At 45.5% G+C, this 23,786-nt stretch carries 27 protein-coding genes; 9 read left to right on the forward strand and 18 right to left on the reverse strand.

What is annotated here, in order from left to right; translation table 11 throughout:
- Window positions 1-39: 39 nt before the first annotated feature.
- Complete coding sequence (locus tag BLW49_RS02950) at window positions 40-954, forward strand: hypothetical protein (protein WP_143042059.1); 915 nt, start codon at window positions 40-42, stop codon at window positions 952-954.
- An 85-nt stretch (window positions 955-1,039) separates the two neighbouring features.
- On the opposite strand, the gene BLW49_RS02955 is transcribed toward BLW49_RS02950, so the two are convergent.
- Window positions 1,040-1,252 carry a YqzE family protein gene (locus tag BLW49_RS02955; RefSeq protein ID WP_076311320.1) on the reverse strand — a complete coding sequence of 71 codons (213 nt, stop codon included), beginning with the start codon at window positions 1,250-1,252 and terminating at the stop codon, window positions 1,040-1,042.
- A 159-nt stretch (window positions 1,253-1,411) separates the two neighbouring features.
- On the opposite strand from BLW49_RS02955, the gene BLW49_RS02960 reads away from it, so the two are divergent.
- Window positions 1,412-2,119: an N-acetylmuramoyl-L-alanine amidase family protein gene (locus BLW49_RS02960; RefSeq protein ID WP_076311321.1), complete on the forward strand. Its 708-nt coding sequence runs from the start codon at window positions 1,412-1,414 to the stop codon at window positions 2,117-2,119.
- On the opposite strand, the gene BLW49_RS02965 is transcribed toward BLW49_RS02960, so the two are convergent.
- Window positions 2,094-2,882, reverse strand: a complete 789-nt coding sequence (locus tag BLW49_RS02965; protein WP_256209555.1) for a divergent polysaccharide deacetylase family protein — start codon at window positions 2,880-2,882, stop codon at window positions 2,094-2,096. The genes BLW49_RS02960 and BLW49_RS02965 overlap by 26 nt on opposite strands.
- 247 nt (window positions 2,883-3,129) lie before the next feature.
- Here BLW49_RS02965 and BLW49_RS02970 point away from each other — a divergent pair, with 247 nt between their 5' ends.
- Window positions 3,130-3,501, forward strand: coding sequence for a YhjD family protein (locus tag BLW49_RS02970; RefSeq protein WP_076311323.1), 372 nt, complete (start codon window positions 3,130-3,132; stop codon window positions 3,499-3,501).
- Between the two features lie 70 nt (window positions 3,502-3,571).
- Here the strand turns inward: BLW49_RS02970 and BLW49_RS02975 are convergent, their stop codons facing one another.
- From BLW49_RS02975 to BLW49_RS02990, 4 genes are all read right to left on the reverse strand, one after another.
- Window positions 3,572-3,946: a carboxymuconolactone decarboxylase family protein gene (locus tag BLW49_RS02975; RefSeq protein ID WP_371264511.1), complete on the reverse strand. Its 375-nt coding sequence runs from the start codon at window positions 3,944-3,946 to the stop codon at window positions 3,572-3,574.
- A gap of 70 nt (window positions 3,947-4,016) precedes the next feature.
- Window positions 4,017-4,235: a hypothetical protein gene (locus BLW49_RS02980; RefSeq protein WP_076311324.1), complete on the reverse strand. Its 219-nt coding sequence runs from the start codon at window positions 4,233-4,235 to the stop codon at window positions 4,017-4,019.
- Between the two features lie 102 nt (window positions 4,236-4,337).
- Window positions 4,338-4,664 carry a hypothetical protein gene (locus BLW49_RS02985; protein WP_090723083.1) on the reverse strand — a complete coding sequence of 109 codons (327 nt, stop codon included), beginning with the start codon at window positions 4,662-4,664 and terminating at the stop codon, window positions 4,338-4,340.
- Window positions 4,665-4,776: 112 nt separating this feature from the next.
- On the reverse strand, window positions 4,777-5,346 hold the full coding sequence (locus tag BLW49_RS02990) for a xanthine phosphoribosyltransferase (RefSeq protein ID WP_076311325.1): 570 nt from the start codon (window positions 5,344-5,346) through the stop codon (window positions 4,777-4,779).
- A 185-nt stretch (window positions 5,347-5,531) separates the two neighbouring features.
- Between BLW49_RS02990 and BLW49_RS02995 the strand changes: the two genes are divergently transcribed.
- The gene (locus BLW49_RS02995) at window positions 5,532-6,587 is read left to right on the forward strand and encodes a YkvI family membrane protein (protein ID WP_076311326.1); all 1,056 of its coding nucleotides are present in this window, start codon (window positions 5,532-5,534) and stop codon (window positions 6,585-6,587) included.
- 11 nt (window positions 6,588-6,598) lie between these two features.
- On the opposite strand, the gene BLW49_RS03000 is transcribed toward BLW49_RS02995, so the two are convergent.
- Window positions 6,599-7,729 carry a glycosyltransferase family 4 protein gene (locus BLW49_RS03000; RefSeq protein ID WP_076311327.1) on the reverse strand — a complete coding sequence of 377 codons (1,131 nt, stop codon included), beginning with the start codon at window positions 7,727-7,729 and terminating at the stop codon, window positions 6,599-6,601.
- Window positions 7,730-7,833: 104 nt separating this feature from the next.
- On the opposite strand from BLW49_RS03000, the gene BLW49_RS03005 reads away from it, so the two are divergent.
- A complete protein-coding gene (locus tag BLW49_RS03005) occupies window positions 7,834-9,210 on the forward strand; it encodes an RsmB/NOP family class I SAM-dependent RNA methyltransferase (protein ID WP_076311328.1) in 1,377 nt (458 codons plus the stop codon).
- Window positions 9,211-9,373: 163 nt separating this feature from the next.
- Here the strand turns inward: BLW49_RS03005 and BLW49_RS03010 are convergent, their stop codons facing one another.
- From BLW49_RS03010 to BLW49_RS03025, 4 genes are all read right to left on the reverse strand, one after another.
- Window positions 9,374-10,444 carry a hypothetical protein gene (locus tag BLW49_RS03010; RefSeq protein WP_090723085.1) on the reverse strand — a complete coding sequence of 357 codons (1,071 nt, stop codon included), beginning with the start codon at window positions 10,442-10,444 and terminating at the stop codon, window positions 9,374-9,376.
- 96 nt (window positions 10,445-10,540) lie between these two features.
- Window positions 10,541-11,344, reverse strand: coding sequence for a Cof-type HAD-IIB family hydrolase (locus BLW49_RS03015; RefSeq protein ID WP_076311330.1), 804 nt, complete (start codon window positions 11,342-11,344; stop codon window positions 10,541-10,543).
- Window positions 11,345-11,388: 44 nt separating this feature from the next.
- Window positions 11,389-12,147, reverse strand: coding sequence for a pseudouridine synthase (locus tag BLW49_RS03020; RefSeq protein WP_371264512.1), 759 nt, complete (start codon window positions 12,145-12,147; stop codon window positions 11,389-11,391).
- Window positions 12,144-13,724 carry an RsmB/NOP family class I SAM-dependent RNA methyltransferase gene (locus tag BLW49_RS03025; protein ID WP_090723086.1) on the reverse strand — a complete coding sequence of 527 codons (1,581 nt, stop codon included), beginning with the start codon at window positions 13,722-13,724 and terminating at the stop codon, window positions 12,144-12,146. The genes BLW49_RS03020 and BLW49_RS03025 overlap by 4 nt, the downstream gene beginning before the upstream one ends.
- Window positions 13,725-13,884: 160 nt before the next feature.
- Between BLW49_RS03025 and BLW49_RS03030 the strand changes: the two genes are divergently transcribed.
- Together BLW49_RS03030 and BLW49_RS03035 are read left to right on the forward strand one after the other, a co-directional pair.
- Window positions 13,885-14,460 (forward strand): thioredoxin family protein, encoded by a 576-nt coding sequence (locus BLW49_RS03030; protein ID WP_090723088.1) that lies wholly within the window; start codon window positions 13,885-13,887, stop codon window positions 14,458-14,460.
- Window positions 14,457-14,948 carry a PCYCGC motif-containing (lipo)protein gene (locus BLW49_RS03035; protein WP_076311332.1) on the forward strand — a complete coding sequence of 164 codons (492 nt, stop codon included), beginning with the start codon at window positions 14,457-14,459 and terminating at the stop codon, window positions 14,946-14,948. Before BLW49_RS03030 ends, BLW49_RS03035 begins: the two co-directional genes overlap by 4 nt.
- A 90-nt stretch (window positions 14,949-15,038) precedes the next feature.
- Here BLW49_RS03035 and BLW49_RS03040 read toward each other — a convergent pair whose 3' ends face one another.
- Genes BLW49_RS03040 through BLW49_RS03050 form a run of 3 tightly spaced genes read right to left on the reverse strand, consistent with a single transcriptional unit; the run spans window position 15,039 to window position 17,467 of the window.
- Window positions 15,039-15,518: a DUF309 domain-containing protein gene (locus BLW49_RS03040; protein ID WP_076311333.1), complete on the reverse strand. Its 480-nt coding sequence runs from the start codon at window positions 15,516-15,518 to the stop codon at window positions 15,039-15,041.
- Window positions 15,511-16,323 (reverse strand): GTP diphosphokinase, encoded by an 813-nt coding sequence (locus tag BLW49_RS03045; protein WP_076311334.1) that lies wholly within the window; start codon window positions 16,321-16,323, stop codon window positions 15,511-15,513. The genes BLW49_RS03040 and BLW49_RS03045 overlap by 8 nt, the downstream gene beginning before the upstream one ends.
- A 49-nt stretch (window positions 16,324-16,372) precedes the next feature.
- Window positions 16,373-17,467, reverse strand: coding sequence for a quinone-dependent dihydroorotate dehydrogenase (locus tag BLW49_RS03050; RefSeq protein ID WP_090723089.1), 1,095 nt, complete (start codon window positions 17,465-17,467; stop codon window positions 16,373-16,375).
- A 309-nt stretch (window positions 17,468-17,776) separates the two neighbouring features.
- Here BLW49_RS03050 and BLW49_RS28665 point away from each other — a divergent pair, with 309 nt between their 5' ends.
- Entirely contained in the window at window positions 17,777-17,923 is a 147-nt protein-coding gene (locus BLW49_RS28665) for a hypothetical protein (protein ID WP_177178625.1), read from the forward strand.
- On the opposite strand, the gene BLW49_RS03055 is transcribed toward BLW49_RS28665, so the two are convergent.
- From BLW49_RS03055 to BLW49_RS03065, 3 genes are all read right to left on the reverse strand, one after another.
- A complete protein-coding gene (locus BLW49_RS03055) occupies window positions 17,920-19,392 on the reverse strand; it encodes a L,D-transpeptidase family protein (RefSeq protein ID WP_083655701.1) in 1,473 nt (490 codons plus the stop codon). The two genes, BLW49_RS28665 and BLW49_RS03055, sit on opposite strands and share 4 nt — an antisense overlap.
- A 99-nt stretch (window positions 19,393-19,491) precedes the next feature.
- Entirely contained in the window at window positions 19,492-19,734 is a 243-nt protein-coding gene (locus BLW49_RS03060; RefSeq protein WP_076311336.1) for a ferredoxin, read from the reverse strand.
- Window positions 19,735-19,856: 122 nt separating this feature from the next.
- Window positions 19,857-21,137 carry a DNA polymerase IV gene (locus BLW49_RS03065; RefSeq protein WP_090723091.1) on the reverse strand — a complete coding sequence of 427 codons (1,281 nt, stop codon included), beginning with the start codon at window positions 21,135-21,137 and terminating at the stop codon, window positions 19,857-19,859.
- Between the two features lie 292 nt (window positions 21,138-21,429).
- Between BLW49_RS03065 and cimA the strand changes: the two genes are divergently transcribed.
- A complete protein-coding gene (cimA, locus tag BLW49_RS03070) occupies window positions 21,430-23,046 on the forward strand; it encodes a citramalate synthase (RefSeq protein ID WP_090723092.1) in 1,617 nt (538 codons plus the stop codon).
- A gap of 62 nt (window positions 23,047-23,108) precedes the next feature.
- On the opposite strand, the gene BLW49_RS03075 is transcribed toward cimA, so the two are convergent.
- Window positions 23,109-23,669 (reverse strand): TlpA family protein disulfide reductase, encoded by a 561-nt coding sequence (locus BLW49_RS03075; RefSeq protein ID WP_090723094.1) that lies wholly within the window; start codon window positions 23,667-23,669, stop codon window positions 23,109-23,111.
- Between the last annotated feature and the right edge of the window lie 117 nt (window positions 23,670-23,786).

Raw genomic sequence — 23,786 nt, forward strand, 5'->3', positions numbered from 1 at the left:
TATAACAGTATCCGAAGAAATGAGGGTATTATAACGTTGATGAAACGTATATTACAACGTATGACTCTGGTAGTATCCAGCTTTATCATCTCATGCTCTATGACGAATGTTCCACCTCTCTATGCTTCAGCCCAGCTCACAGCTCAGCAGTATATGAACATTCCAGCTGCAGTCGAACAACTGGCACAGGACACATTGTCCAAGCTCTCGTTGGAACTAGAGTTCAGCTCGTTTGCCAATGCGGAACTGCTCATCATGCCCTTGGGTCCAGGAACACACGGTTATATCGTACATATTCTTCAATCGGCTGAGCCGGTAGGTTATCTTATTATAACAGCCACCGGATCCAGTGGTTATGCTGTTACCGAATATGGTACAGGCAGCACTCCATTGTTCAGCTCTCTGCTCTATCCCAAAGATATGACATCTTCAACAGACATGCATGATTCACGGTTCATGAAATACAATGGTACACTCGCCTATTGGCAAGTAACAGACCATGATGGGCATTCCATTCATATCGATGCATCGAATGGAGATCAGCTTCCAGACTTTGTCTCCTATGCATCCTCCCCAATTACGATCAGCAAGAGCCTCGAAGGCATTCAGCCTGAAGATCAGCCTGGCAAATTGGAGCTTGCCTCAATTCCCTTCAACCCATCTTCTAATTTGCTGTGGCTGGTCTCTGATCCATTAATGATACACAATGCTGCAGGGCTAATGAAACAGCTCGATCGCCATGAGCGGCTTGTATTTTCTGCGCACAAGCAAAATATGTGGTATAGTGGACCACTGGCAATTACAGGGTATCACTCCTGGAATATCAAGCAATCAGATGAAGCTCTAACCTTCGCTCGAACGGGAACTTCCTCAGCACAAATACGTTATATTCCAATAGATAAGCTGCTCGGATGTGGCTCGTTTTATGTACCTGCACAACATAATGAAGAATGAAAAAAACAGCGCCGAAATCTGAACTGTAAACTCCATTTGACCATTTATCAATGGAGGTGCAGTTCAATCTAAGCGCTGTTTTTTATCATTTCGAGTCCATGTCCATCTTTTTCCGCTTAACTGGTTTTTTGATATCCTTCACCCACATTGATACGCCCATGGGCATCATGCCAAACCATTTCATATGCCACGGTTCCTTCACTTTGTTCCTTTTGTATTTCCGCTCTTCCTTTGGTGTTCCTATATATACGACAACCTGCTCAGTAATATATCTTACAAGCTCATCTCCCTTGGCCATTGACCTGTTCCATCCTTCCACATGATTGTGTATTCGAAGCTTCTCTATATTAGTGTGTACGGGAATAACCCGGATTAAACATATGCAAATCATTCATACCTGAATGAAACCCATAAATCTGCACAGTCTATTCATATGCCAGGAAGGGGGGAAAGCCGCGTGATTACATTTAGCAAATCGTCCATTCTGCTTGCGATCTTATGTATTTTGCTGCTCCAGGAATCATCATTAGCGGCTGCGGAACCGACACATAGCAAGGAGCCAGAAATATCAAATCACTTGTTTCGCCATCCTGTTATTATCATCGACGCCGGTCACGGCGGCATTGATGGAGGAACCTCTGCTGAGGATCTGCTGGAGAAGGATATTAACCTTGCCATTTCACAAAAAATATTCATGATTCTTAAAAGTAAAGGCTATCCTGTTGTGCTTAATCGGGACGATGATTATGCGCTGAGTGATGATAATCATTGGCTGCGGAGTCATTCACGCCATATGAGAGATCTGGCACAGCGCAAGGGCCTCAGTGATCATGTGCCTTCCGATTCGATTGTGAGCATCCATGTCAATTGGAGCAAGAAATCTCGCACCCATGGACCCATTGTGCTGCATCAGCAGGAAGCAAGAAGCTATATGCTAGCAGATTCTATCCAGCAATCACTGAACGAGATGTATGATACCAATCGGCAAGTTGAATGGGGCAAGCCCTTTTACCTGCTTAATCATGTGAATAAACCCTCTGTTATTGTGGAAGCCGGATTCATCAGCAATCCTGAAGACCGCTCTGTCCTAAGCAGCAAAGCAGGTCAAAAGAAGATTGCCCAAGCGATTAGCTCAGGCATTATTTATTACTTGTCGGTAATGTAGATTCTGGAGTCCATTGCCAGACCTGCTTGACCATCTCACTGATACTCATGGTTTCAATCTGACCAGACCAGCGATTAATGGAGTCTCGGATCACACCTGCTGTCAAATGACCTTGCGTTCCTACGTGACCGATCATTACACAGGTGTCCTGAGTCTCCAGCTTTTGTTCTGCGAGCTTCATCTGTCCAGTAATATGAGAAATCGAGTGATGATCATCCAGGAAGATATGATTCTCTACAGGCGGGAGCCCCTTCTGTACAGCCAATTCGGCCACAACGGACTTATGATCTGTTTTGCTGTCGACGAAGAACAGACCTCTTTCCTTACATACATCAAGCACGATGGACATAATACGCCGATCTGTCGTAATTTTCGAGCCCATATGATTGTTCATTCCAATGGCATGAGGCACATTATCAATCGCAGCCTCTACTCTTTTCCGTACCTCTTCATCTGACAGATCTGAAGTAATCGCTCCTGGTCCGAGCCATTCCCTCCTGCCTCTATGCGGCTCCATCGGCATATGAACGAGCACATCAATCCCTTTTTGGTGCGCAAGCTCAGCATCTTTTTTCGTCGTAGGCAGAAACGGCATAATTGCGACATTTACCTTCTCCGGTAAATTCATGATTTCTTGTGTCCCCTTCATCCCGTTTCCCAAATCATCAATAATAATCGCTACCTTCTTCAGAGGCTCAGCATGTGCAGCAAATCCGTCCACATTGATACATCCCATGCTTACAGTGAGCATTATCACGATCATTCGCAAACTTCCCCATTTAAAGGAAGAGAGTACTTTCTTTTTCAATCTTCTTCTTCTTTGCTTGCGTATTGTCATCGCTATAACAGTCCTTCGCGCTAAATTATTGAAGATATATACATTATTTGAATAAACAAGACGAATTATGTGAGATTTTTTATAAATAATGCAGGCATGAAGTTGATAAAACCAAGCTCATTAGCATAGAATAAGAACATAAGTTCGCTTTTGCAAACAAGGAGGGACCCTGATGACATCGGAAATGCTACCGGAAGAACATACACTGATTAAGAGCTATCTTCAGCTCTTGATGGTCATCAAAATTTTTAACCGCGATCTTCAGGTGATGAGTAGCCATGCGGGTTTGAAGACCCCTGAGCTGTATATGGAGATTATCCGGGCGGGCATCGCTCGTGTAGCTGTATTGCTTGAAGAAGTAGAGGAAGAATTTAGACGAATGGATATACATTTGAACAGAGTCAATTTATACGATGGTGAAATTCAGGCATTGGCTTCTATACGGGGACATCACGTTCACATCCATATTCCATGGACCATATATAAAGATGAGCTGTATAAACGGATGCAAATATATCTAGGAGGCATACCCCTCATTTTATAATAAAAACCACCGCAATCTATGCCTGCGACTCAAGAAAAACTTGAGTTGAGCATCGATTCGGTGGTATTTGTTAGTTGTTCAATGCAGCTTGGACACGCATAACGCCTTGAGATAAAGCATGTCCACCGCCGATCGCAGCAGCTACGGCAACCGTCTCCATAATTTCTTGCTTGCTGGCCCCTTTGGAGAGCGCTTCTTGCACATGATATAGGGTGCACACTTCATTATTGGCGAACAAGCCGATTCCGAGCGCAACGAGCTGTTTTGTCTTCAAATCGAGCTCGCCTTCCTTAAAGCATTCTCCCGTAAAATCATGATAGGACTTCAGGACATCCGGCAGCGTCTCTGACAAGTGCCCGATTTGATCCTTATACGCATGAACCTTATTATTGATTAATGTCACATCAGCACATCCTTCGTCAAAAGAATTATATAGACGTATCATTGGTACTTTCTCCACTTGGACTATATCTATGCCGATCTTTGACGAGGTAATTTTTGGACTGATCTGCAGCTTACAGCTCGGTCGGTTTTTGTCTGGGCTCTGAATAGAGCTGAATGCTATAATTTCGATCCAGCTTAACGACTCTGCGGTTACGCCGGCGAACAAGAATCTGGTCGCTGCTCCAGGCAACAATAATGCCGATGACATCATTACTCTCCAGATCATCCCTCACCACACGAATTCGCTCACCTGATTCACGCAAATGGTTTAATTCCTCATCACTTATCATGAGTATCCCCTCCAATACATCCCTATTATTTGTACAAAAAAAGACCTAAATGCGCGCATTTAGGTCTTACGTTGTTATTTACGTGATAAAACCTTATATTGCTTAACGTGAAGCGTGCTCTTTACTGTCATTTTTCTCAAACCAGAAATCAAGCACCTTCGCCGACATTACCCGTTGCTCAACATACTCTATCTGATGAGGTGTAAACTGCTCTCTCCATGAGAAGGATAATTCTTCACACAGGTTCACTACTGTTAGAAGCTCCGACCATGCGACGTAACGTTTATACCAGAAGAACTGAGGATGTTCAAGCATATAGGGATAAAGGTCATCAAACTCCGTGTGCTTACAATCAAGGGCCCGTTCAAAATGAACTTTGGATTTGACTAACTTGTCAAGGAAAAACTGTTCGTTTGCTTCTTTCCCCATTGTTGTTGCCTCCTCTCCCTACTCTTATTTCATTATAAGCCATTATCCTGCCCCGTGCAAAGATAATGAGCAAAAATTAGGCCATTCTAATAAAAATTACCCATATATGAACTTAAGCAAACTTTACGAATCCGTCTTTGAGTGATTCGATCTTCACAAGAGATTCAACCCGAATCCCTTGTTCACGGATCGCACTCGCTCCGGACTGGAAGCATTTCTCGACAACAACACCAAATCCGGCAAGCGATGCACCGGAACGCTCAACGATTTTGATGATCCCTTTGGCCGCATCCCCGTTTGCAATAATGTCATCTATAAATAATATTCGATCCTTCGGATCTATAAATTCCCGCGATACCATAATATCGGTCACAATACCCTTCGTAAAAGACGGCACCCGTTCACAATAGGCGTCAGGATCGGCCAGCAGCGTCTTCTTTCTTCGTGCAAACACAAGCGGTACTCCCATATGAACCGCTGTTGCGAAGGCCACCGGAATTCCCGAAGATTCAACAGTGACAATTCGAGTAATGCCCTCCGCTTCAAAACGCCGAGCGAACTCTCGTCCCATCTCCATCGTCAATTCAGGGTCAATCTGATGATTAAGTATAGCATCCAGCTTCAGCACCTGATCCGATACGACAACACCCTGCTCTACAATTTTTTGTTTTAATATTTCCATGCATATGACCTCCCAGCCTATCCTATGACGTAAAAGTATCACACCTCACCAGCTTCTTTCAAGAAGTTTATCTTCATTTCAGAGTCGGGTCATGTCCAAGTGGACAAGTGCATACCTTGTAAGAGGGCGTATTTACACCCATGAAGGTGCTGCTCTGGCATTTGTAGATAACAAGGAGGAGAAGCATGAGACAGAGTACCAAGGTGCTGCAAGTCGCATTCACCTATGTTGGAACTATTGTTGGTGCGGGATTTGCCACCGGACAAGAAATATTGCAGTTTTTTACCGAATATGGGAAATGGGCAACTCTTACAATATTACTGTCCTGCCTGCTCTTCGTTTGGCTGGGTACCAAAATGATGCTGGTGGCACATGATACCGGAGCTAAATCATACGAAGATCTAAACAGCCACTTGTTTGGCAAAAATGCAGGAAAATGGATCAGCTTCTTCACCTTGTTCGTGCTGATTGGCGTTAATAGTGTCATTCTTGCAGGAGCAGGCTCGGTGTTTATGGAGCATTTGCATCTGTCTTATCAAACCGGACTGTTAATTACGCTTGTCGGCACCTATCTTCTGCTTGGACGAGGAATTCATGCCATCCTGCAGATGAACAGCATCGTCGTCCCGCTTATGATGACACTATCTTTATTCATCCTTTTCCACACCACGGGTCATCCGGGCGCAGCCAATTTTGTGAGGCTGGAACCCGATCGCAGCATGTTCGCAACTTGGCTGTCACCCATTTTGTACAGCTCATTCAATCTAGCTATGGCACAGGCCATTCTTGTACCGCTCGGCAGTCAGATCACCGACAGACGCGTCATTAAATATGGCGGAATACTCGGGGGAATCGGAATTGGGTTCATGCTCATGACAGCCCATTTTGCCATGTCGGCGTATATGCCTGGCATCAAGCAATTTGAAGTTCCCATGGGAAGCATTGCATTCGCTCTCGGCGCAGCCATACAGCTCATGTATATTTTTCTGATTTTCATGGAAATCTTCAGTACTTTTGTTGCCGATATTTACGGGATAACCTTACAGGTACGGGAGCATCTCAAAGTATCGCCTAAGCTCATCACTTTATTTATTATGCTGTCCTGCTTCTTGCTCAGCCAATTCGGCTTCAGTTCACTTCTGTCGATCTTATACCCGATCTATGGAACGCTGGCCGTCGTATGGGTAGCTCATTTGATCAAGAGCCCGCTCGGGTCCTTCAAGAATAAGGACAATAACTAACACAGCTGGTGTCAATTCGCAGGCTCAAACTTCAAATACAGCTTCTTCAGCATATGAACAGACCTTCTTAGAGAATATTCAGTTTTCGCCTTTTCGCTCGCTGATCGGGCAAGCTCATAGCGGTATAGAGGATCCTGGATGACCTTCTCCAATGCATCTGCTAGTGCTACAGCATTGTCTTTGGGAACGAGCAGCCCGTTAACACCATCCTCAATTTGTTCGCTTATACCCCCAACATCAGTCCCAACTAACGCCAGTGAGCTCAGTGCTGCCTCGGCAAATACGGAACCAAACGCTTCAGCTCTTGATGGGAGGACGAAGATGTCAAAGAAGGGGACGAACTCTTCAGGATGAAGGGTGTAGCCATAAAATATCGTTTCATTGTAAATACCGAGCTGCTGGGCCAATTCCTCCAGTTCGGAACGGATCGGACCATCTCCAATGATATGAAGTACATAATCATGACCCCGTTTTTTCAGTTCGCAGCAAGCTTCAAACAGCACATCAATCCCTTTTGCCGGAACGAGACGGCACACTGTTACCAGCTGGGGCACCTCATTCTCATGAGGAATCGGCTTGAATCTTTTCTCATCAAAGCCATTCGGCACGATCCCAATTTTTTCAGGGGATTTAACATAGGGCGACATATATGTGCGGAACGATTCGGATACGGTTAACATGCAATCGGCCGCATGTTCCAGCTCACCATAGAGAGAGGTTAAGAAGCGATGCTCTAACCCATTCTCTTCTATTTTGCCATTCAGGATCAGTTCCCGCTCATAGCTGGAGTGAATGGTTTGAATCAGCGGCGTTGCTGGAAAAGCCTTCTTCATCGCCAGTCCTGCGATCGGATGATGTGCATGGATCAAATCATAGGGCTTATGTATGCGAAGCTTGATCCACCATAAATAATCCCGGAAGGTTTGGATATATTTCTGAACGATCGGACTCTCGCCGTACTGCGTCCAGTCAAAAGTGTCAAAGCGGATCTCTTCACTGCCCTTGTTGCGGATTCGTTTCGGAAGGGAGAACAGCTCCATCTCCCATCTCGGGCTGTTGAAGCGTTCCTGCAGGTAAGGAATCATAGATGATACTCCCCCTGGCTGCTCAGGAGGGAAAAATAAAGCTTGGAGCAATCGCATCCTATAGTGCCCCTTTCGTGGTTTCTTTTGAAAGCAAGTCTGTAATCATGATATATTAGCTCATATGTTCCAGTAAAGAAGATACGAAGGAGATTTGAAAAAACATGAGTAAGGAAACACTGCCCCAGGACTTTATCGAACAGATGAAATCCATGCTCGGGCAGGAGACTACTGCATTTCTTGATAGCTACAACAAGCCGCGCACCCAAGCTCTACGGCTCAATACCCTGAAGCTCAAGGAAGAAGATATACAGCTCATTGCCCAGCAGTTCCAGCTTAGCAAGGTTCCTTGGTGCAGCACAGGATACTATTACAATAGTCAAGAAAGACCTGGCAAGCACCCTTATCACACTGCCGGGTTATATTATATTCAGGAGCCTTCAGCAATGTCCGCGATTGAGCTGCTCGATCCTCAGCCATACGAAACGGTCTTAGACCTGGCAGCAGCACCTGGCGGCAAGACGACGCATATGGCTGTCAAAATGAAGGATACGGGCCTGCTCGTCTCTAACGAAATTCATAACGGCCGGGCACGAATCCTTGCGGAAAACGTAGAAAGAATTGGCCTGACCCGGACGGTGGTCGTGAATGCCGCTCCTGACGAGCTGTCCGCCCGGTTTCCCGAAGCATTTGATCGGATTATGCTTGATGCGCCCTGCTCTGGTGAAGGCATGTTTCGTAAAGATCTTGAAGCCATTAACGAATGGTCTCTATCCTCTGTTCACATGTGTGCTGCCCGCCAGTGGGACATTCTGCAGGAGGCCTATAAGATGCTGAAGCCCGGAGGACATCTCGCCTATTCCACCTGCACTTTTAACCGACAGGAAAATGAGGATACCGTAGAACGTTTCATAAACGAATATAAGGATATGGAGTGGGTCCGGACCGAACGAATCTGGCCGCATCGGAGTGAAGGAGAGGGACATTTTGTTGCTCTGCTCAAGAAAAAGGCCGCAAGTGAAGGAAACGAACGAGCCCATGAACAGCTGCCTGCAGCCAAGCTTCGTAAAAGAGGAAAAAAGAACGCCGCAGCCGGAGTTACTGAAGCCTGGGCCGGATATCAAGAATGGGCGGGCACGAATCTCCCTGGTTTCTCACTTCAGCCAGGAAGGCCTCTCCTCTATGGGGAAGCACTATACTATTTGCCCGAAACGAGTGAGCTGAGCATCTCAGAGGAACAACTGAAGGGATTAAAAACTCCCCGCCCTGGCCTTCATCTCGGAGATTGGAAGAAGGGAAGGTTCGAGCCAGCACATGCGCTGGCGATGTCAGCTGCTCCTGAACAGGCACTGCTGTCCTATGATCTTCCGCCTGACTCCACGGAGCTGTTGGCTTATCTTCGCGGTGAGACCCTTACTCTTGATGCCCACCTTCAAGGCTGGGTAATGGTGACGACGAAGGGTTACCCTGTCGGCTGGGCAAAAGCAAGCAGCGGTCAGCTTAAGAATAAACGACCTAAGGGTCTGCGTATAAACTTATAAGCAGCTGTTACACAGCTCAGAGACAAGATATCTCTCTACTCAAAACACAAACAGCACTCGAACGGGACTTTGCCCCCCTACAGGGGAAGGCCCGATCGAATGCTGTTTGCTCTATAACTGACTATATCCATAGATGATGCTGGGCTTGGCTTCGAATCAATTTCTAATCTAACTCAGCAAGCTCAATCTCATCAATTACCGCATTACGGTAGAGCATCGTCAGGTGAAGCTTATTAACATCCGTTTCTTTGTCAAGCTCCCGAGCCATGAGCAGGAACAGCTGTTCACGCTGTTCTTCACTCGGATGGATGTTAAAGTCGATGTATCCTGAGATTTCATCATCACTAATATCGACCGTCGCTGTTGCTGCCGGATATCCTCCATTTTCCTTAAAAAACAGCTCATATGTCAGGATATCGCGGTCATGACGAATCAGAGTGGCGTAGCAGTTCTCATTAACAGATTCGTGAACCGTCATATTCAGCTCCATGCCGTCTTCATCCCAATCCGGTCCCTCTTCAGTCTCCTCATCATCCAGCTCAACGAAATCCCGATGCTCCAGCTCTAACAGCGCAACGCGCTGACCTTCAAATTGCATATCTATCGTTATTGTATCAATTTCTTCATCGTTAACCTCGGATACTAGCAGCTCTTCCGCAGTTTCAAGGTCCTCTTCGTCAGGGTCAATGAGCCAGTCCACCATTCCCTTGATATCTGTCCCATACTGCTTAAGCACAGCTTCAGCAATCCTATAGCCATTTCCTGTTTGCAGCTCATATGAGGACACGTTCCGGCCACTACTTATCAGTTCAATCTGCATTTCACCAGTCTCAGCCTCATACCGAAAAACTGATGGCTCCTCCGTATGAAAAGCCCCATGCTCAATCAAGCCTTCTTCAGAGCTCTCATCCATAACATCATCAAGCGTATACTCTTCGTATACCTCTTCATCACCTAGAACGCACTCAACCCTGCCCCACGATAACATAATATCAAAGTGCTCAGCGGCTACTGCATCACGGAATTGAAGCACATATTCTTGCACGTAGGCAATAATCTCATCCTTAGCATCTCCGGGAATACTTTCTGCATCCAACTGGACACTGCCTGCCAGTCTTTGTCCTTCCCGGAATACAAGGATTAGTGAGCCTGCATATTGATGTTCTACCATGATGTCATGGACTTCACCATTCGATGTTCTTAGATCAGGTCTTAGCCGAATATGATAGCTCACGATCTAACTACCTCCTATTATGCCGGAAATTATAACTGTAACCATGTGTTAGCTGGCTATGCATCTAGAATGCCCTAATGAGAGGAAGAATATTACTTACACATTGACCACATGCTTAACTAACGCATGATGAACCCCGCTGTCATTGTTAGACAACGTAATCTCATCGGCTGCCGCCTTCACTTCGACAGGTGAATTATCCATTGCAATCCCTTTACCCGCATAGGTGAGCATTGTAATATCATTATAATAATTCCCCATTGCGAGCACTTCCTCTGGGCGATATCCTCTTTTCTCAGCCAATCGCTGCAGAGCCGCTCCTTTGGAAGCATCCTTATGCATCAGATCGAGGAAAAAATCCCCGCTGCGAACCATATAGAATGGACTGTTCCACGTTCTCCACTCTTTCTCCAGTGCATCCATGGCTTCTAAGCTTCCAAAGGCCGAGAATTTCACGACAGGCTCTCTTAGATCAGCCCATACAGGAAGATCCAGTGGTGTAAGGAATACAGCCTCATACATGCTGCGAACCTCAAGCGTCATTTCGTCTGCACGGTCAACATACAGCCCGAACGCGGTATTCACATCAAAATGAATGCCATGATCACGGCAGTAATCTATATATGGCATCAGCTCTTCAGCCTGTATCGGAAACTGATCGACCACTTCACGAGACTTGATATCCACCGTTGCTGCACCATTGTGAGTAATGACGTATCCACCAAGTCCCATACCCTCCATAATAGGAATCGTATTCACAGGACCTCTGCCCGTACATAGAACAAATTCTGCGCCGTTCTTGGCAGCCTGCTGTATACTTTTCTTATTTGCCTCTGACAATTCATGATGGTCATTTAACAGCGTTCCGTCCACATCAAGTGCGATTAATCGATATGTCATAACCTATCCATCCTTATTCTCTATTTTATAAAATACATCAAAAATCAATTGATAAGACTGTTTAGTTCTTCTTCTGTCAACTCACGATAGGATCCCATCGGAAGCTCCGGGTCGAGCATAAGACTTCCCATCGAAATCCGTTTTAAATAGAGCACTTTAGAGCCAACGGCTTCGAACATCCGCTTGACTTGATGGAACTTGCCCTCATGAATCGTCACCTGAATATATGAGATCATTCCCGTATCTGTCTGTTCTTCCGAGGTAACCATCAGTTCTGCCGGCTTCGTGACATAACCATCATCAAGCGTAACTCCACGCTGAAAGGCTGTAATTTCCTTATCTCCAATGCTTCCGAGGACCTTTGCCTCATACGTCTTCGGAACATGCTTCCTTGGAGATAGCAGATTATGTGCAAGCTGTCCGTCATTCGTGAGCAGCAGAAGACCTTCCGTATCCTTGTCCAGCCTTCCAACAGGGAAGGGCTGAAAAATGACGTATTCTTCATCCAATAAATCAATAACTGTTTCTTCTCTTAAATCTTCTGTAGCCGAGATGACTCCAGGAGGCTTATGCAGCATCAAATAGATAAACTCTCTATATTTCACGACTTCCCCATCAATTTCCACAACATCAAAGTCTGGATCGACCTGCATACCGCTGTCTTTAATCGTTTGACCATTCACCGTAACATAGCCATTCTTAACAGCTTTCTTAATTTCAGATCGGGTCCCGTACCCCATGTGGCTCAGTATTTTATCAATCCGCAGCTTTTTGACTGTTTTTTTCATCGTGTTCTCACTCATACCGAGGTCCACCTCCATCCTGCCGGATATTCATTTTTGAGTCTGCCATCCTGCCATTTCGCCCAGCCAACGGAATGCCCGTTAACGGTCACGAGAGTGTATCCTTTAGGGGAAGCAGTGCCTGACTTAACCAGTCGATCCTCATCCAATTCCAGTGTGTCGCCCTTTAAATATTTGACTGCCTCGCCGCTCTCTGTAATAAGCTGTACACTCCGCTTCACTTCCTCTGCGTTCAGAGCAGATGCCAGTGCCTGGGAGGGCGTAAATCGCCCATTTTTAACCGATCCCATAAACCAGCCTGCGCGAATGACCCGAAGCCCTGCCAGCCGTTCCGGCTGGGTGGGCGTCTGGTATACCTTCTCTCCATACAATACCGTTTGTCCCGGCAGATCCACACTCAGCTGCTCAGCGACAAATGACCGAAAGACCAATTCCGCATCCATCGGCATTTGATCAGACCGATTTCTGTGCTTTGCTCCCCCGTGCTTCTCGTTGTGCTTCTGTTTTTTACTCTTAATGTTTCTGCCGTGAGCGGCTTCCTTCTCCACTGTACTGTGCACATATAATGGCTGATCAGCCGGTTTATCAAGAGGAGTACCGTCATGCTGAAGCACGGCGACGAAATGACCTTCTCCTTCCACTAAATGCGGCCATAATCTGCCCGTGCCTTGAAGCTGTGCATACAGATCAGGATGTTCTTCCTGCGATACAGGCTCGATCTGAAGTCCCTCAAATTGCTCTTCAGCTGCAGCCTGCTCTATCCACTCAGGATGTCCACCAGATATTCCACTCACATTACGGATAGGAACAACTCGGAACGATGGGTTCTGCCGTAGAAACTCTCCAATCATTGCCTCGTTCTCCTCTGGTGCAAATGTACAGGTTGAGTAGACGATTCTTCCCCCAGGAGCAAGCAGCCTCGCAGCGGTATCTAATATATCGCGCTGCATCAGTACACACCGCTCTATGGAGTGGTGCTCCCATTGCCGCACCATGTCCTCATCCTTACGAAACATTCCTTCCCCGGAGCAAGGTGCATCTATCAGTATTTTATCAAAATAATGCGGGAACGCATCGGCTATGCGCTCTGGGCTTTCATTTAGAACCACTGCATTTCGAACACCATACATCTCTATATTTTTGGCAAGCGCCTTGGTCCGGTCTGTACTGATATCATTTGTCACCAGTACCCCGCTTCCTTTTAGATGTGCGGCAATTTGAGTCGATTTTCCCCCAGGGGCAGCACATAGATCAAGCACATGATCACCCGGCTTGGCTTCCAGCAGCTCCACGGGTGCCATTGCACTAGGTTCTTGAACGTAATACAGACCTGCATGGTAGTACGGAGTGAGACCCGGCTTGCTGCCTGCAGGAATATAATATCCTGTCTCACACCATGGGATGGGTTTCAATGGAAACGGAGAGATCTCGGCAAATGAAGCAGGATCTATTTTTAACGTATTAACACGGATGCCTGCACGAGGTGCACTCTCATAGGACTTCACAAATTGTTCATACTCATCGCCAAGCATCTTCTTCATTCGTTCAGCAAATTGTATAGGCAGGCGTATCGCCATTTTTTCATCATCCTGTTCTGACTTAGTTCATCATTTTTATGATTCATCGATGTAGTTCACAAATATAACTTGCTTCCCCTGTTTCACTACACAGTGTAATGTTGTATAATGAATGGCATCTAAGGCTTGTCCTTAGTATTAATTATGACGGGGGATGGATATGAGTTCAAAATCGAAAAGCACCACAAATTCCAAAGCAAAATCGAATACCAAGGCTAACAAAAAGCCAAGCAAGGCCATTATCGCCTTTATTGCCGTATTTGTCATCCTGATTGGTGCACTGATTACCATGAATGAGCTGAATAAAAATAACATTAATGAAGTGTATGGTCTTCCAGAATCAGATCTTGCTCCTGCAACACGTGAAATTTTAGAGGATCCAAATTATCAGAATATCATATTACCTGAGGAGCTTGATACTAAAATTTCGAACAAAGAAAGCTTCTTTACTTACTTTTTCGCTTCTGACTGCCCTCACTGCCGGGCAACCACACCGCAGCTGATGCCAATTGCTGATGAAGCAGGCGTCGATCTTCCTCAATTTAATCTCAAAGAATTTGAGGACGGCTGGAGAGATTACAATATCGAGTTTACACCAACACTCGTCTATTTTGAAAATGGCGTAGAGAAGGATCGCCTGGAAGGCGGAATGCAGGCCGAAGGCGCAAGCGCAGGATATACTGCTGAACAAATTGAAGAGTTCTTTACCAAATATAAAGGGACTGCTGCGGAATGAAGCCAAAAACTTATGGAATTCTGTTTACAGGTCTGATGATAGGCAGTTTGGTGCTTGCTGCCTGCGGTGAGAAGGGAGCTTCCCACGATCACAGTATGCACGGTAAAGATAATGAACAATATGAGGCAAGTGCCTCTATATCTGAGATGCCGGCCTTCCTTGCCAAATACACGGATAATACTCAAGCAACCTATGCGCTTGTATCCGAAGTGCAGGAAGAGCTCAAAATGCTAAACTGCTACTGTGGCTGTATGGACTATGAAGCAGCCCATGACTCGCTCTATCGGTGCTTCATATCATCGACAACATCGACCGAAGTAACATGGACTGATCATGGTGCGCAATGCGGCATCTGCCTGGAAGAGGTTAAGGATGCCGCTCGTCTGAAGGCAGAAGGCAAGTCCATCGAAGAAATCCAGAAGTTCATTGATGATAAGTATGCCCCGGATGGGGCTCCTACATCTAGTGAAGTGCATCCTGTCATATAAGTAAATAATCCCCCGGTGATTGGCTGGACAAAATGTCCATTCACCGGGGGATTTACTTTTGTAGATAAGCATTATGATTTTAGATTAACATTATAAGTTCTGACCTAAAGCCTTCATTCGTTCTTCATATATTCTTCCCCGTGTTGGGCTCCGCCTTTGAGGAATGTTAGGCTTAATTGTCTGGGACCTTGCACGAACAGCTTCTTCCAGCTCATCGTCACAGATCACAATCGTGAAATCCTGATAAGAGATCGGATGGCTGTCATAGTTCCGAAGCTTCTCCGCAAGACTGCGGCTTGTGTCGACCAGCAGCTCCAGCTCAATACCCAGGGTCTGCGCCGGGTACTTCTCCAGAATCTCCACCGCGCTCTCAAGCATCATATAGGCGCCGCGTATATTCTGATTACGGAAATGATACATGCCGACGGCGACTTGCAGCAAGCCTTTATAGACGGGCTCCTTGTTCTGTTCAAGCCACAGCTCCTCGAGCACTTCATGACATTCGAAATAATCCTGGTCCCGATTAAAATACACCAGATAATCTAAATAGAGGGCCTCGTATTTAGACATCGCCGTTGTCGCTGCCTTTTCTAGCCTTGTTCAGCAGCTCCTTCACTTCATCAGACAATTGCTTGATGGCTTCCATATCATGCTGCTGCCAATATTCGTTGAATTTGGCCTGAGCGTCAATAGCTTCATCAATAAGGTGATAGAAATAAAGCTGGTGTATGATGGCAAGCGTTTTGGTAATGATGTTGGATTCATCTTCGAATGTTTTCTGTGCATCAAGAATTTCAAGCCGGATGGCTGACATCTCATTATCCAGAATAAAGGCGGCTTCCGCTGTTTTCTTCAATCTGCCTCTTACATCCTCGGGCAAGGAGTCCCTAAATTTGTAATTTAAGGAGTGCTCAATCGTCGCCCAAAAATTCATCGCCAGTGTCCGAATCTGAATCTCGGCCAATACATGCTTCTGACCTAGCGCTGTCTGCACTGGATACTCCACAATCATATGGAAGCTGCGATAGCCGCTCTCTTTGAAATTGGTGATATAATCCTTCTCATACAACACCTTCAGATCTTTGCGTTCCCGGATATACTCGGCAACTCTTCGGATATCTTCAACGAATTGGCACATAATCCGAATGCCTGCAATATCCTCAATGCCGGTTTCGATCTGGTTCATAGGTACATCGAGACGTTTGGCTTTATCGAGTATGCTCGATATTTTCTTGACTCTTCCCGTCACAAATTCTATAGGGGCATATTCTTCACGTTTTTTGAGCTCTGCCCGCATCGTCTTAAATTTAACTTTAAGTTCTTCTACGGCCTGTTCGTAAGGAAGCAAAAATGTCCCCCAATCTCTACCGTCCATAAGTATGCCTCCTGTCTTTTGCTTCAAACCTTCTTATATCCCCGCATCTTTATCTGTGCAGAGCGCCGACGGCTTCCGATATATGACGATATCCGTCTCTCTGCAGCAGTTCACGTAATCCGGAATGAAGCTTTTGATTAATTTCGGGACCTTCATAAATTAATGCCGTATAAATTTCAACCAGACTGGCTCCCGCCTTGATCTTCTCATAAGCATCCTCACTCGTGAAGATTCCTCCGGACCCAATGATGGGCAGGCTTCCCCCCGTCTGACGATAGACGCGGCTAATTATCTCAGTAGACCGCTCACGCAAGGGCTTGCCGCTGAGTCCACCCGTTTCCTTGGCATTCGCATGAGTTAAGCCGTCACGGCTAATGGTCGTATTGGTAGCTATGATGCCCGAAACACCACTGTTTGAAATCGTATCAACCATATATTCTAGTTCAGCTTCTGTCACATCTGGCGCAATCTTGACCAGCACCGATTTGGAACGCCCATAGGCACGCGACTGCTGCTCCATTTCGTCCATTACCGCGGATAATAACTCCGTCAGCTCACTTCCATGCTGCAGGCTTCTTAAATCCGGCGTATTCGGAGAACTGATGTTTACGACAAAAAAGTCTGCGTACGGATACAAAATCTGGATGCATTTGCGATAGTCTCCTGGAGCATCCTCATTAGAGGTAGCTTTATTTTTACCAATGTTGATGGCAACCGGAATGGAAACATCTTTAAGCTTAGATAAGATTCCCGCCATCGCTTCCGCTCCATGATTGTTGAAGCCCATACGGTTCACAAGTGCTTCATCCGGCGGGAGTCTAAACAGCCTTGGCTGTTCGTTCCCCGGCTGCGCCTTTGGTGTTACCGTTCCCACTTCCATGAATCCAAATCCGATGGAAGAAAACCCAGGCACCGCTTCCCCATTTTTGTCGAGTCCAGCTGCAAGCCCTACCGGTGAAGGGAAGTGTAATCCGAACAAATCGGTCGCAAGATCCGGTGTTTCCTTAACACCGTACATGGTCTTGAGAAGGCTGGTGCCTCCGGGAAATGAGCCTGCTTGATTCATTCCACCTATTACAAGATGGTGTGCTTTTTCCGGATCCATTTTGAAGAATAGAGGTTTACCAATATTACGATACAGCAAATGACCCACTCCGTTTACATATTCTTATGGATAAACTGCGCTCTCGAAAAAGGAAACATTCACTAAATGTATCAATGAAATGAATGCATGTTAAGTCCTGTTCGTTTACGTGCAGTATTCCTTCTAAATTTCAGTTTAGCTGTTTTCGTTCTAAAAGAAAAGGGAGAAGGACCCAAGGGAATAACGCAGCTTTGAAAATACTCAGTAAATTGACTACAATGAAGTATACCATCCATTTTAAACGTAGAAACTTATGTATTTAAACGTCTGTTAACATTTTTCCAATACGAGAAAGGAGATTCCCCTTACATGGCAACCAAACGTCAGAAGCCCTCATTACAGCAGAAAAAAGAAGAAGTGAACCGCAAGGCTGTTTTATGGACCGCACTCAGTGTATTGCTGCTCATCATTCTCATTGTTGCACTCGTTATTATCGGAGAAATGACAACCTCTTAATTGAGCCAGTGATATATTTTGTCCGGATTCGTCTGTCCGGGGACAAGCTCTGGCTGAAATCGGTCCCCGGCCTGTTCCGGAGCGATGATTTGTGTTGGAGTGTTGGCGCTGTCTTTAATCGTAACCTGAGTACCTGGCGGTACAAGCGCAAACAATTCTTCTACATCCTCTTGATGCATGCGTATACAGCCCAAGGATTCATCAAGCCCGATACTTCCCGGATCGTTCGTGCCATGAATCGCATAATCCGTATCTGACAACTGCATGCCTCTTGTACCGAATTCACCGTCTGAACGTCCATTCGGATTCACTACCTTGTCTGATATAACAAAATCTCCCTCGGGAGTTTTATTGCCTCCTAGGCCAACTTCATAATTTCGTAATACGATGCTTCCGCTCAGCAGCGTCAATCGATGGGTCTCCTTATTTACAATGATAGAAAGAGCTTCCTTCATATAAGGTTCACCGCCATAGGTATCCTCAAAGCTGGGCAGTAACGGCCCGTCTTCGCTGGACCTCTCTCCGATGGTAGGATCAGACTCAGAATCCCTGTAGTCTCCTGCAAGAGATTGGATATAACCCAGCATCTCCGGATACAGCTCCCGCATAGGAGAATTTACACCGCCAATGTGATTATTCGGAAAAGGCTTCATTAACTGCTCGATACGCTCCGGATACACACCATTTAACTGTTTGTATGCTGTTATTGCACTCCGTAGAGCGATCGCCTGCTCTTCTTTTTGTCCCCACTCTATGGCACTTGCAGACAGACCCTTAAGATCATCAGGCGTGCATTTACACCACTCGGGCAGCAAGGATTGACTCGTCACTTCACCCTCCCCGTTACTACGGAATTGATACATCAGAGGTTTTGCAGGCGAAGTGCCCCATAAGAGAAATTCATTCTCCTGCTCCAGACCAAGCGTTATAATTGTTGCATCCGTATGTCGCAGCTGATTCATCATTCTGCCTGCAGCTTCATCCGTAATCTCGTCGTTGATCAGGGGAATTCCCGTAAACACAGGTGGTTCTGGACCTGCCTCAACTGCTTCAGATTCATGTGCTGCACCCTGCTCATCGGTGTAATCTATACTTTCAAGTCCTTGTTCAGGTGATGATTCATCTGCAGGCTCTGTAACAACGTCAATATTCATGGCATCAGGTGCCATCGCTGAAGGAACAATGCCAAGCAACAACAGCCATAACATTATAGCCGCAGATCTGCGCTTGAACTGTTGTTTTTTTCGCTGCTGTTCCAACTGCATGAGCTTATGCTGATATTCGATCCACACCTGGGCAGGGGCTTTGCTGTGCTCAAAAGCTTCATATACTCCTCCTGAACGTTCAAAGCAATAGTTAGCCTTCGCTGTCTGACCGGATCGTTCATAATCCTTCCCCAGCAGATACCAGGCCATTTGATTATCCGGATGCTTCTGAACGTAGGATTTCAGATCGTGCGGCATGCGCATGTCTTATCTCCCCTTGATATAGGTTATGAATGATATATCGGATAAAACAAAAAAAACCTGATACCGCATCGGTATCAGGCCTTAAATGAAGGACGTATATTAGCCTTCCTTGTTAAAAGGATCGTCCGCAATTTTGATGGAGTCTGTAGGGCAACCATCACAAGCATCTTGCATATCATCATGAAGATCTTCAGGAATTTCAATAATTCCACGGTTGGAATCACCATCAAAGATAACTTCCGCCAGACCCTCGTCGTCGTAGTCGTAGATATCAGGTGCAGTCGCTCCACAAGCTCCACAAGCGATGCATGTATCTTTCTCTACCCAAGTATATTTAGCCATTTCTTCTCTGCCTCCTATTAATTAACACCAAACAGTAGGTTCAACTATGCTAACAATCATATTAATACAAAGTGAAAACAAATACAAATCATTTTGGGTTATTATACCTCTTATAATCCACCCTATTCTGGTCTCGGGAGATTGTCTTTTTGCAAGGAAGTTCCACGTTCCTTATAGTTTCTGATCAGCACCGAAGGGTCATTACCTAACATGCCCGCAGTTAATACTGCATTCTCTCCGAACTTGTTCCGAAGCTCGTCCATAACATGGGTTAAGGACTCTCGCTTGAATTGCTGCTCATAGTCGAACAGATCCAATTGCACGGCGGATTCACTCTTTGGAATTAAGCTGTGAAGTGTAATCCCGAGCAGTCGAAGCGGCTTGCCTGCTCCAAATTGGCGATAGAACAGAGAAGTTGCTTCTTTATATATATCCTGCTCATGATCGGTCGGGGTATGCAGCATTTGAGAGCGGGTCATTGTCTTCATATCAGGGGTGCGGATCGTAATTTGAATTCCCTCTGCCATCATGCCATGCCTGCGAAGTCTTCGGGTCACCTGATCACTTATATTGAGCAGCACACGATTAATATCTTCTTCGTTCGAGATATCCTCAGGAAGTGTTGTCGTATGGCCAATGGATTTATTTGGCTCTCGCACCGGACTCACTTCAGAATCACTAATCCCATGAGCTGCCTGTTTCATCCACGTTCCGAGCACTCCAAAGTAATCCCTCAGCAAGCCCTCTTCCGCGTTTGCGAGTTCTCCAATCGTATGGATGTTGATCTTGCGCAGCTTCTCTTCTGTTTTGCGGCCAATACCGAATAACTCACCACATGGTCGATGCCACAGCTTCTTCTGGACATCCCGCAGCCGCAGCACCGTAATTCCATTTGGTTTTTTCATATCTGAAGCCATCTTGGCAAGCAATTTGTTCGGAGCAATTCCGATGGAACATGGGATACCCAGCTCCTCGTTAATCCTATTTTGAATCGTCTCTGCAATCTCCATCGGCGTTCCAAATTGCTTGGAACCGGTAATATCAAGATAACATTCATCAATGGAAGTCGCCTCTAGCTGGGGGGTATATTCATAAGCAATGCTCATGAAGGCTTTAGAGTATTTTCGATACAAATTAAAATCAGGTTTAATGATCATGAGCTCAGGGCACTGACGTAGTCCTTGGTTGACCACCATACCCGTGCTGATTCCACGTCCTCTTGCCTCGTATGAACATGTGACTATTACCCCCTTGCGCTGTTCACTGCTTCCTGCGACAGCCGTTGGTTTACCTGCATAAATATTCGGTTCTTCTGCGGCATGGACCGAGCAATAAAAAGCATTCATATCCACGTGTAAAATAACGCGTCCATTGGCAGGATAATAATCGTTAACGTTGTTCACATCACATACCCTCTGTCTATTTAATCAAATTTCCTGCTCACTTTAGAATAATAAAACTTAAATTCATTCTATATAATAATACAACGATGCTTCAATCTATTGAATCAATTTCATAAATCATAATAATCTTTTTGATCTATATACTCTTGATTGAAGCAGCCAAAGGTATTATGAAATTGATTCTATTATTTTATAATTATAAATTATCAAATTTCCATCTTACATTCCAGGTGAGAACTGCTATAATAAATTATTAAAAACGGTTTTAGTGGACTTCCAAAGGGGGATCAACATGTCTAAGAACATCTCAATCTTCGATACGACACTTCGTGACGGTACACAAGGGGAGGGAATTAGTCTATCGGTTGATGATAAGCTGAACATTGCCAAGAAGCTCGATTATCTGGGCGTTGAGTACATTGAAGGCGGAATTCCGGGAAGCAATTCGAAAGATATTGAATTTTTTAAGCGTGTTCAACAATTGGGTTTAACCTCGAAGATCGTTGCTTTTGGCAGTACTCGCCGGAAGGGCGGAAATGCCGAGACCGATGCTAACCTGAACCGAATTATTGAATCCGGTGCGGATGCAGCTACACTGGTCGGCAAGTCATGGGATTTTCATGTTCATACGGCACTGCAGACGACTTTGGAAGAGAATCTCGACATGATTTATGATTCGATTCATTATTTGAAACGAAACGGTTTAGAAGTCATTTTTGACGCCGAGCATTTTTTTGATGGTTACAAGAATAACCCCGAGTATACGCTCTCTGTAATGACAAGAGCCTACGAAGCGGGTGCGGATTGGCTCGTGATGTGCGATACAAATGGAGGAACGATGCCTCATGAAATTCAGGAAATCGTAAGAGCCGTTGTATCTCATCTTCCCGAAGCGAACTTTGGCATTCACACGCATAATGATTGCGAGTTAGCCGTTGCCAATACACTAGCCGCCATCTCTGCCGGGGCCAGACATGTTCAGGGAACGATAAATGGTTACGGCGAACGCTGTGGTAATGCCAATTTATGCTCTGTAATTCCGAACCTGCAGCTTAAATTAGGTTATCATTGTATTGAGGAAGACAAGCTGGCACAGCTAACCAATGTCTCGCGTTATGTCAGTGAGATCGCCAATGTCAATATGCCGGTGAATCAGCCTTATGTTGGCAGTGCAGCTTTTGCGCACAAAGGAGGCATACACGTATCAGCCATTTTACGTGATTCTCGTACTTATGAGCACATTGCCCCAGAGCAGGTCGGGAACAAGCAGCGGATTCTTGTATCTGAACTGGCCGGTCAGAGTAATATTATATCCAAGGCCCAGGAGCTGGGCATTGAATTAGATCCCACCAGCTCCCACTCCCGCCAAGTGATTGACAGAATTAAGGATATGGAGCATCAGGGCTATCAATTTGAAGGGGCAGATGGATCTCTTGAGCTTCTAATCCGGGAGGCCAATGGAGAAGTCAAGGAACTGTTCACCTTCGAATCCTTCAAAATGCTTGTTGAGAAAACGGCAGGAAAGCCCGTCGTATCTGAAGCTTTTGTTAAATTAAGCGTCGGCGGTCGAAGTCACTATACAGCAGCGGAAGGCAACGGGCCGGTAAATGCGCTGGATAACGCGCTTCGCAAAGCTCTTGTGACATACTATCCTTCTCTGCAGGAAATGCATTTGTCCGACTACAAGGTTCGGGTGCTTGATGATAAGGATACGACGGCAGCCAAAGTAAGAGTTCTCATTGAATCAAAGAACTTCAGCGACGGCTGGAATACAATTGGGGTATCGGAGAATGTCATTGAAGCGAGCTGGGAAGCACTCGTTGACAGCTTTAGATATGCGCTCCTGGACGAAGTACCCTCAGAGATTGTAGAACCGGATACCTTGGCTCAAGGAATGGTCAATCATTAAGCATGATAGAAAAGAGGCTGCTGAGATGGTCAGCAGCCTCTTTCTGTTCATGGTCTATAGGGTTACTTCAGTAAATCCTTGATTTTATTTTCAAGCTCTTCTTCGGACAGGATGCCGAGAATGACCTCCTGAATGACTCCATTCTCATCAATCAATACATTGGTAGGAAACGCCATTCCCTTGTACAAATCATAAATTGCGCCGTCTTTATCCATCAGTATTGGAAAATTAACATGAAAGGTATCTACAAACTCAGCAGCATCCTTTTCGGTGTCATATTTAGTAACATTAATCCCGTAAACATCAAGCTCATCTTTGTATGTTTCAGATAGATGATTCAGTGTAGGTGCCTCCATTTTGCAAGGCTCACACCATGAGGCCCAGAAGTTCAGCATCACAGGTTTTTCACGCTTCCCGCCAACTTTATATGTGCCTTCTTCCATTCCATTTAATTGAAAAGAGGGCGCAAGCATCCCGGCTTTTGCTCCTACTTCTGTCGGCACAGGCTCTTCTGATTGAAAAACAGATTGAAGCTGAATCAGGCTGCTCCCTCCGCCGGCTTGCCATATCGCAATGCCAACGAGCAGCAATACTCCGATGATAATGTATAGGTTACGTTTCATTTGTCCGTCCCTTTTCATTGATTATAAAGTCATGAATCCATCTCATCATACCCTGAACTGCTTCATTTAAGGGTATATTATGCAAAATGGTTGTTGTTCATTTTTTATCATTCTACC

This window comes from Paenibacillus sp. PDC88 (assembly GCF_900106725.1).
GTDB classification, from domain to species: domain Bacteria; phylum Bacillota; class Bacilli; order Paenibacillales; family Paenibacillaceae; genus Paenibacillus; species Paenibacillus shunpengii.

What these genes read in the sequence shown, in the direction of transcription:
- BLW49_RS02950 (WP_143042059.1), top strand. Translation starts at nt 40, where the DNA reads ATGAAACGTATATTACAACGTATGACTCTGGTAGTATCCAGCTTTATC.
- BLW49_RS02955 (WP_076311320.1), bottom strand. Translation starts at nt 1,252, where the DNA reads ATGGCCAAGGGAGATGAGCTTGTAAGATATATTACTGAGCAGGTTGTC.
- BLW49_RS02965 (WP_256209555.1), bottom strand. Translation starts at nt 2,882, where the DNA reads ATGATCGTGATAATGCTCACTGTAAGCATGGGATGTATCAATGTGGAC.
- BLW49_RS02970 (WP_076311323.1), top strand. Translation starts at nt 3,130, where the DNA reads ATGACATCGGAAATGCTACCGGAAGAACATACACTGATTAAGAGCTAT.
- BLW49_RS02975 (WP_371264511.1), bottom strand. Translation starts at nt 3,946, where the DNA reads ATGATACGTCTATATAATTCTTTTGACGAAGGATGTGCTGATGTGACA.
- BLW49_RS02980 (WP_076311324.1), bottom strand. Translation starts at nt 4,235, where the DNA reads ATGATAAGTGATGAGGAATTAAACCATTTGCGTGAATCAGGTGAGCGA.
- BLW49_RS02985 (WP_090723083.1), bottom strand. Translation starts at nt 4,664, where the DNA reads ATGGGGAAAGAAGCAAACGAACAGTTTTTCCTTGACAAGTTAGTCAAA.
- BLW49_RS02990 (WP_076311325.1), bottom strand. Translation starts at nt 5,346, where the DNA reads ATGGAAATATTAAAACAAAAAATTGTAGAGCAGGGTGTTGTCGTATCG.
- BLW49_RS02995 (WP_076311326.1), top strand. Translation starts at nt 5,532, where the DNA reads ATGAGACAGAGTACCAAGGTGCTGCAAGTCGCATTCACCTATGTTGGA.
- BLW49_RS03000 (WP_076311327.1), bottom strand. Translation starts at nt 7,729, where the DNA reads ATGCGATTGCTCCAAGCTTTATTTTTCCCTCCTGAGCAGCCAGGGGGA.
- BLW49_RS03005 (WP_076311328.1), top strand. Translation starts at nt 7,834, where the DNA reads ATGAGTAAGGAAACACTGCCCCAGGACTTTATCGAACAGATGAAATCC.
- BLW49_RS03015 (WP_076311330.1), bottom strand. Translation starts at nt 11,344, where the DNA reads ATGACATATCGATTAATCGCACTTGATGTGGACGGAACGCTGTTAAAT.
- BLW49_RS03020 (WP_371264512.1), bottom strand. Translation starts at nt 12,147, where the DNA reads ATGAGTGAGAACACGATGAAAAAAACAGTCAAAAAGCTGCGGATTGAT.
- BLW49_RS03025 (WP_090723086.1), bottom strand. Translation starts at nt 13,724, where the DNA reads ATGGCGATACGCCTGCCTATACAATTTGCTGAACGAATGAAGAAGATG.
- BLW49_RS03030 (WP_090723088.1), top strand. Translation starts at nt 13,885, where the DNA reads ATGAGTTCAAAATCGAAAAGCACCACAAATTCCAAAGCAAAATCGAAT.
- BLW49_RS03035 (WP_076311332.1), top strand. Translation starts at nt 14,457, where the DNA reads ATGAAGCCAAAAACTTATGGAATTCTGTTTACAGGTCTGATGATAGGC.
- BLW49_RS03040 (WP_076311333.1), bottom strand. Translation starts at nt 15,518, where the DNA reads ATGTCTAAATACGAGGCCCTCTATTTAGATTATCTGGTGTATTTTAAT.
- BLW49_RS03045 (WP_076311334.1), bottom strand. Translation starts at nt 16,323, where the DNA reads ATGGACGGTAGAGATTGGGGGACATTTTTGCTTCCTTACGAACAGGCC.
- BLW49_RS28665 (WP_177178625.1), top strand. Translation starts at nt 17,777, where the DNA reads ATGGCAACCAAACGTCAGAAGCCCTCATTACAGCAGAAAAAAGAAGAA.
- BLW49_RS03055 (WP_083655701.1), bottom strand. Translation starts at nt 19,392, where the DNA reads ATGCGCATGCCGCACGATCTGAAATCCTACGTTCAGAAGCATCCGGAT.
- BLW49_RS03060 (WP_076311336.1), bottom strand. Translation starts at nt 19,734, where the DNA reads ATGGCTAAATATACTTGGGTAGAGAAAGATACATGCATCGCTTGTGGA.
- cimA (WP_090723092.1), top strand. Translation starts at nt 21,430, where the DNA reads ATGTCTAAGAACATCTCAATCTTCGATACGACACTTCGTGACGGTACA.
- BLW49_RS03075 (WP_090723094.1), bottom strand. Translation starts at nt 23,669, where the DNA reads ATGAAACGTAACCTATACATTATCATCGGAGTATTGCTGCTCGTTGGC.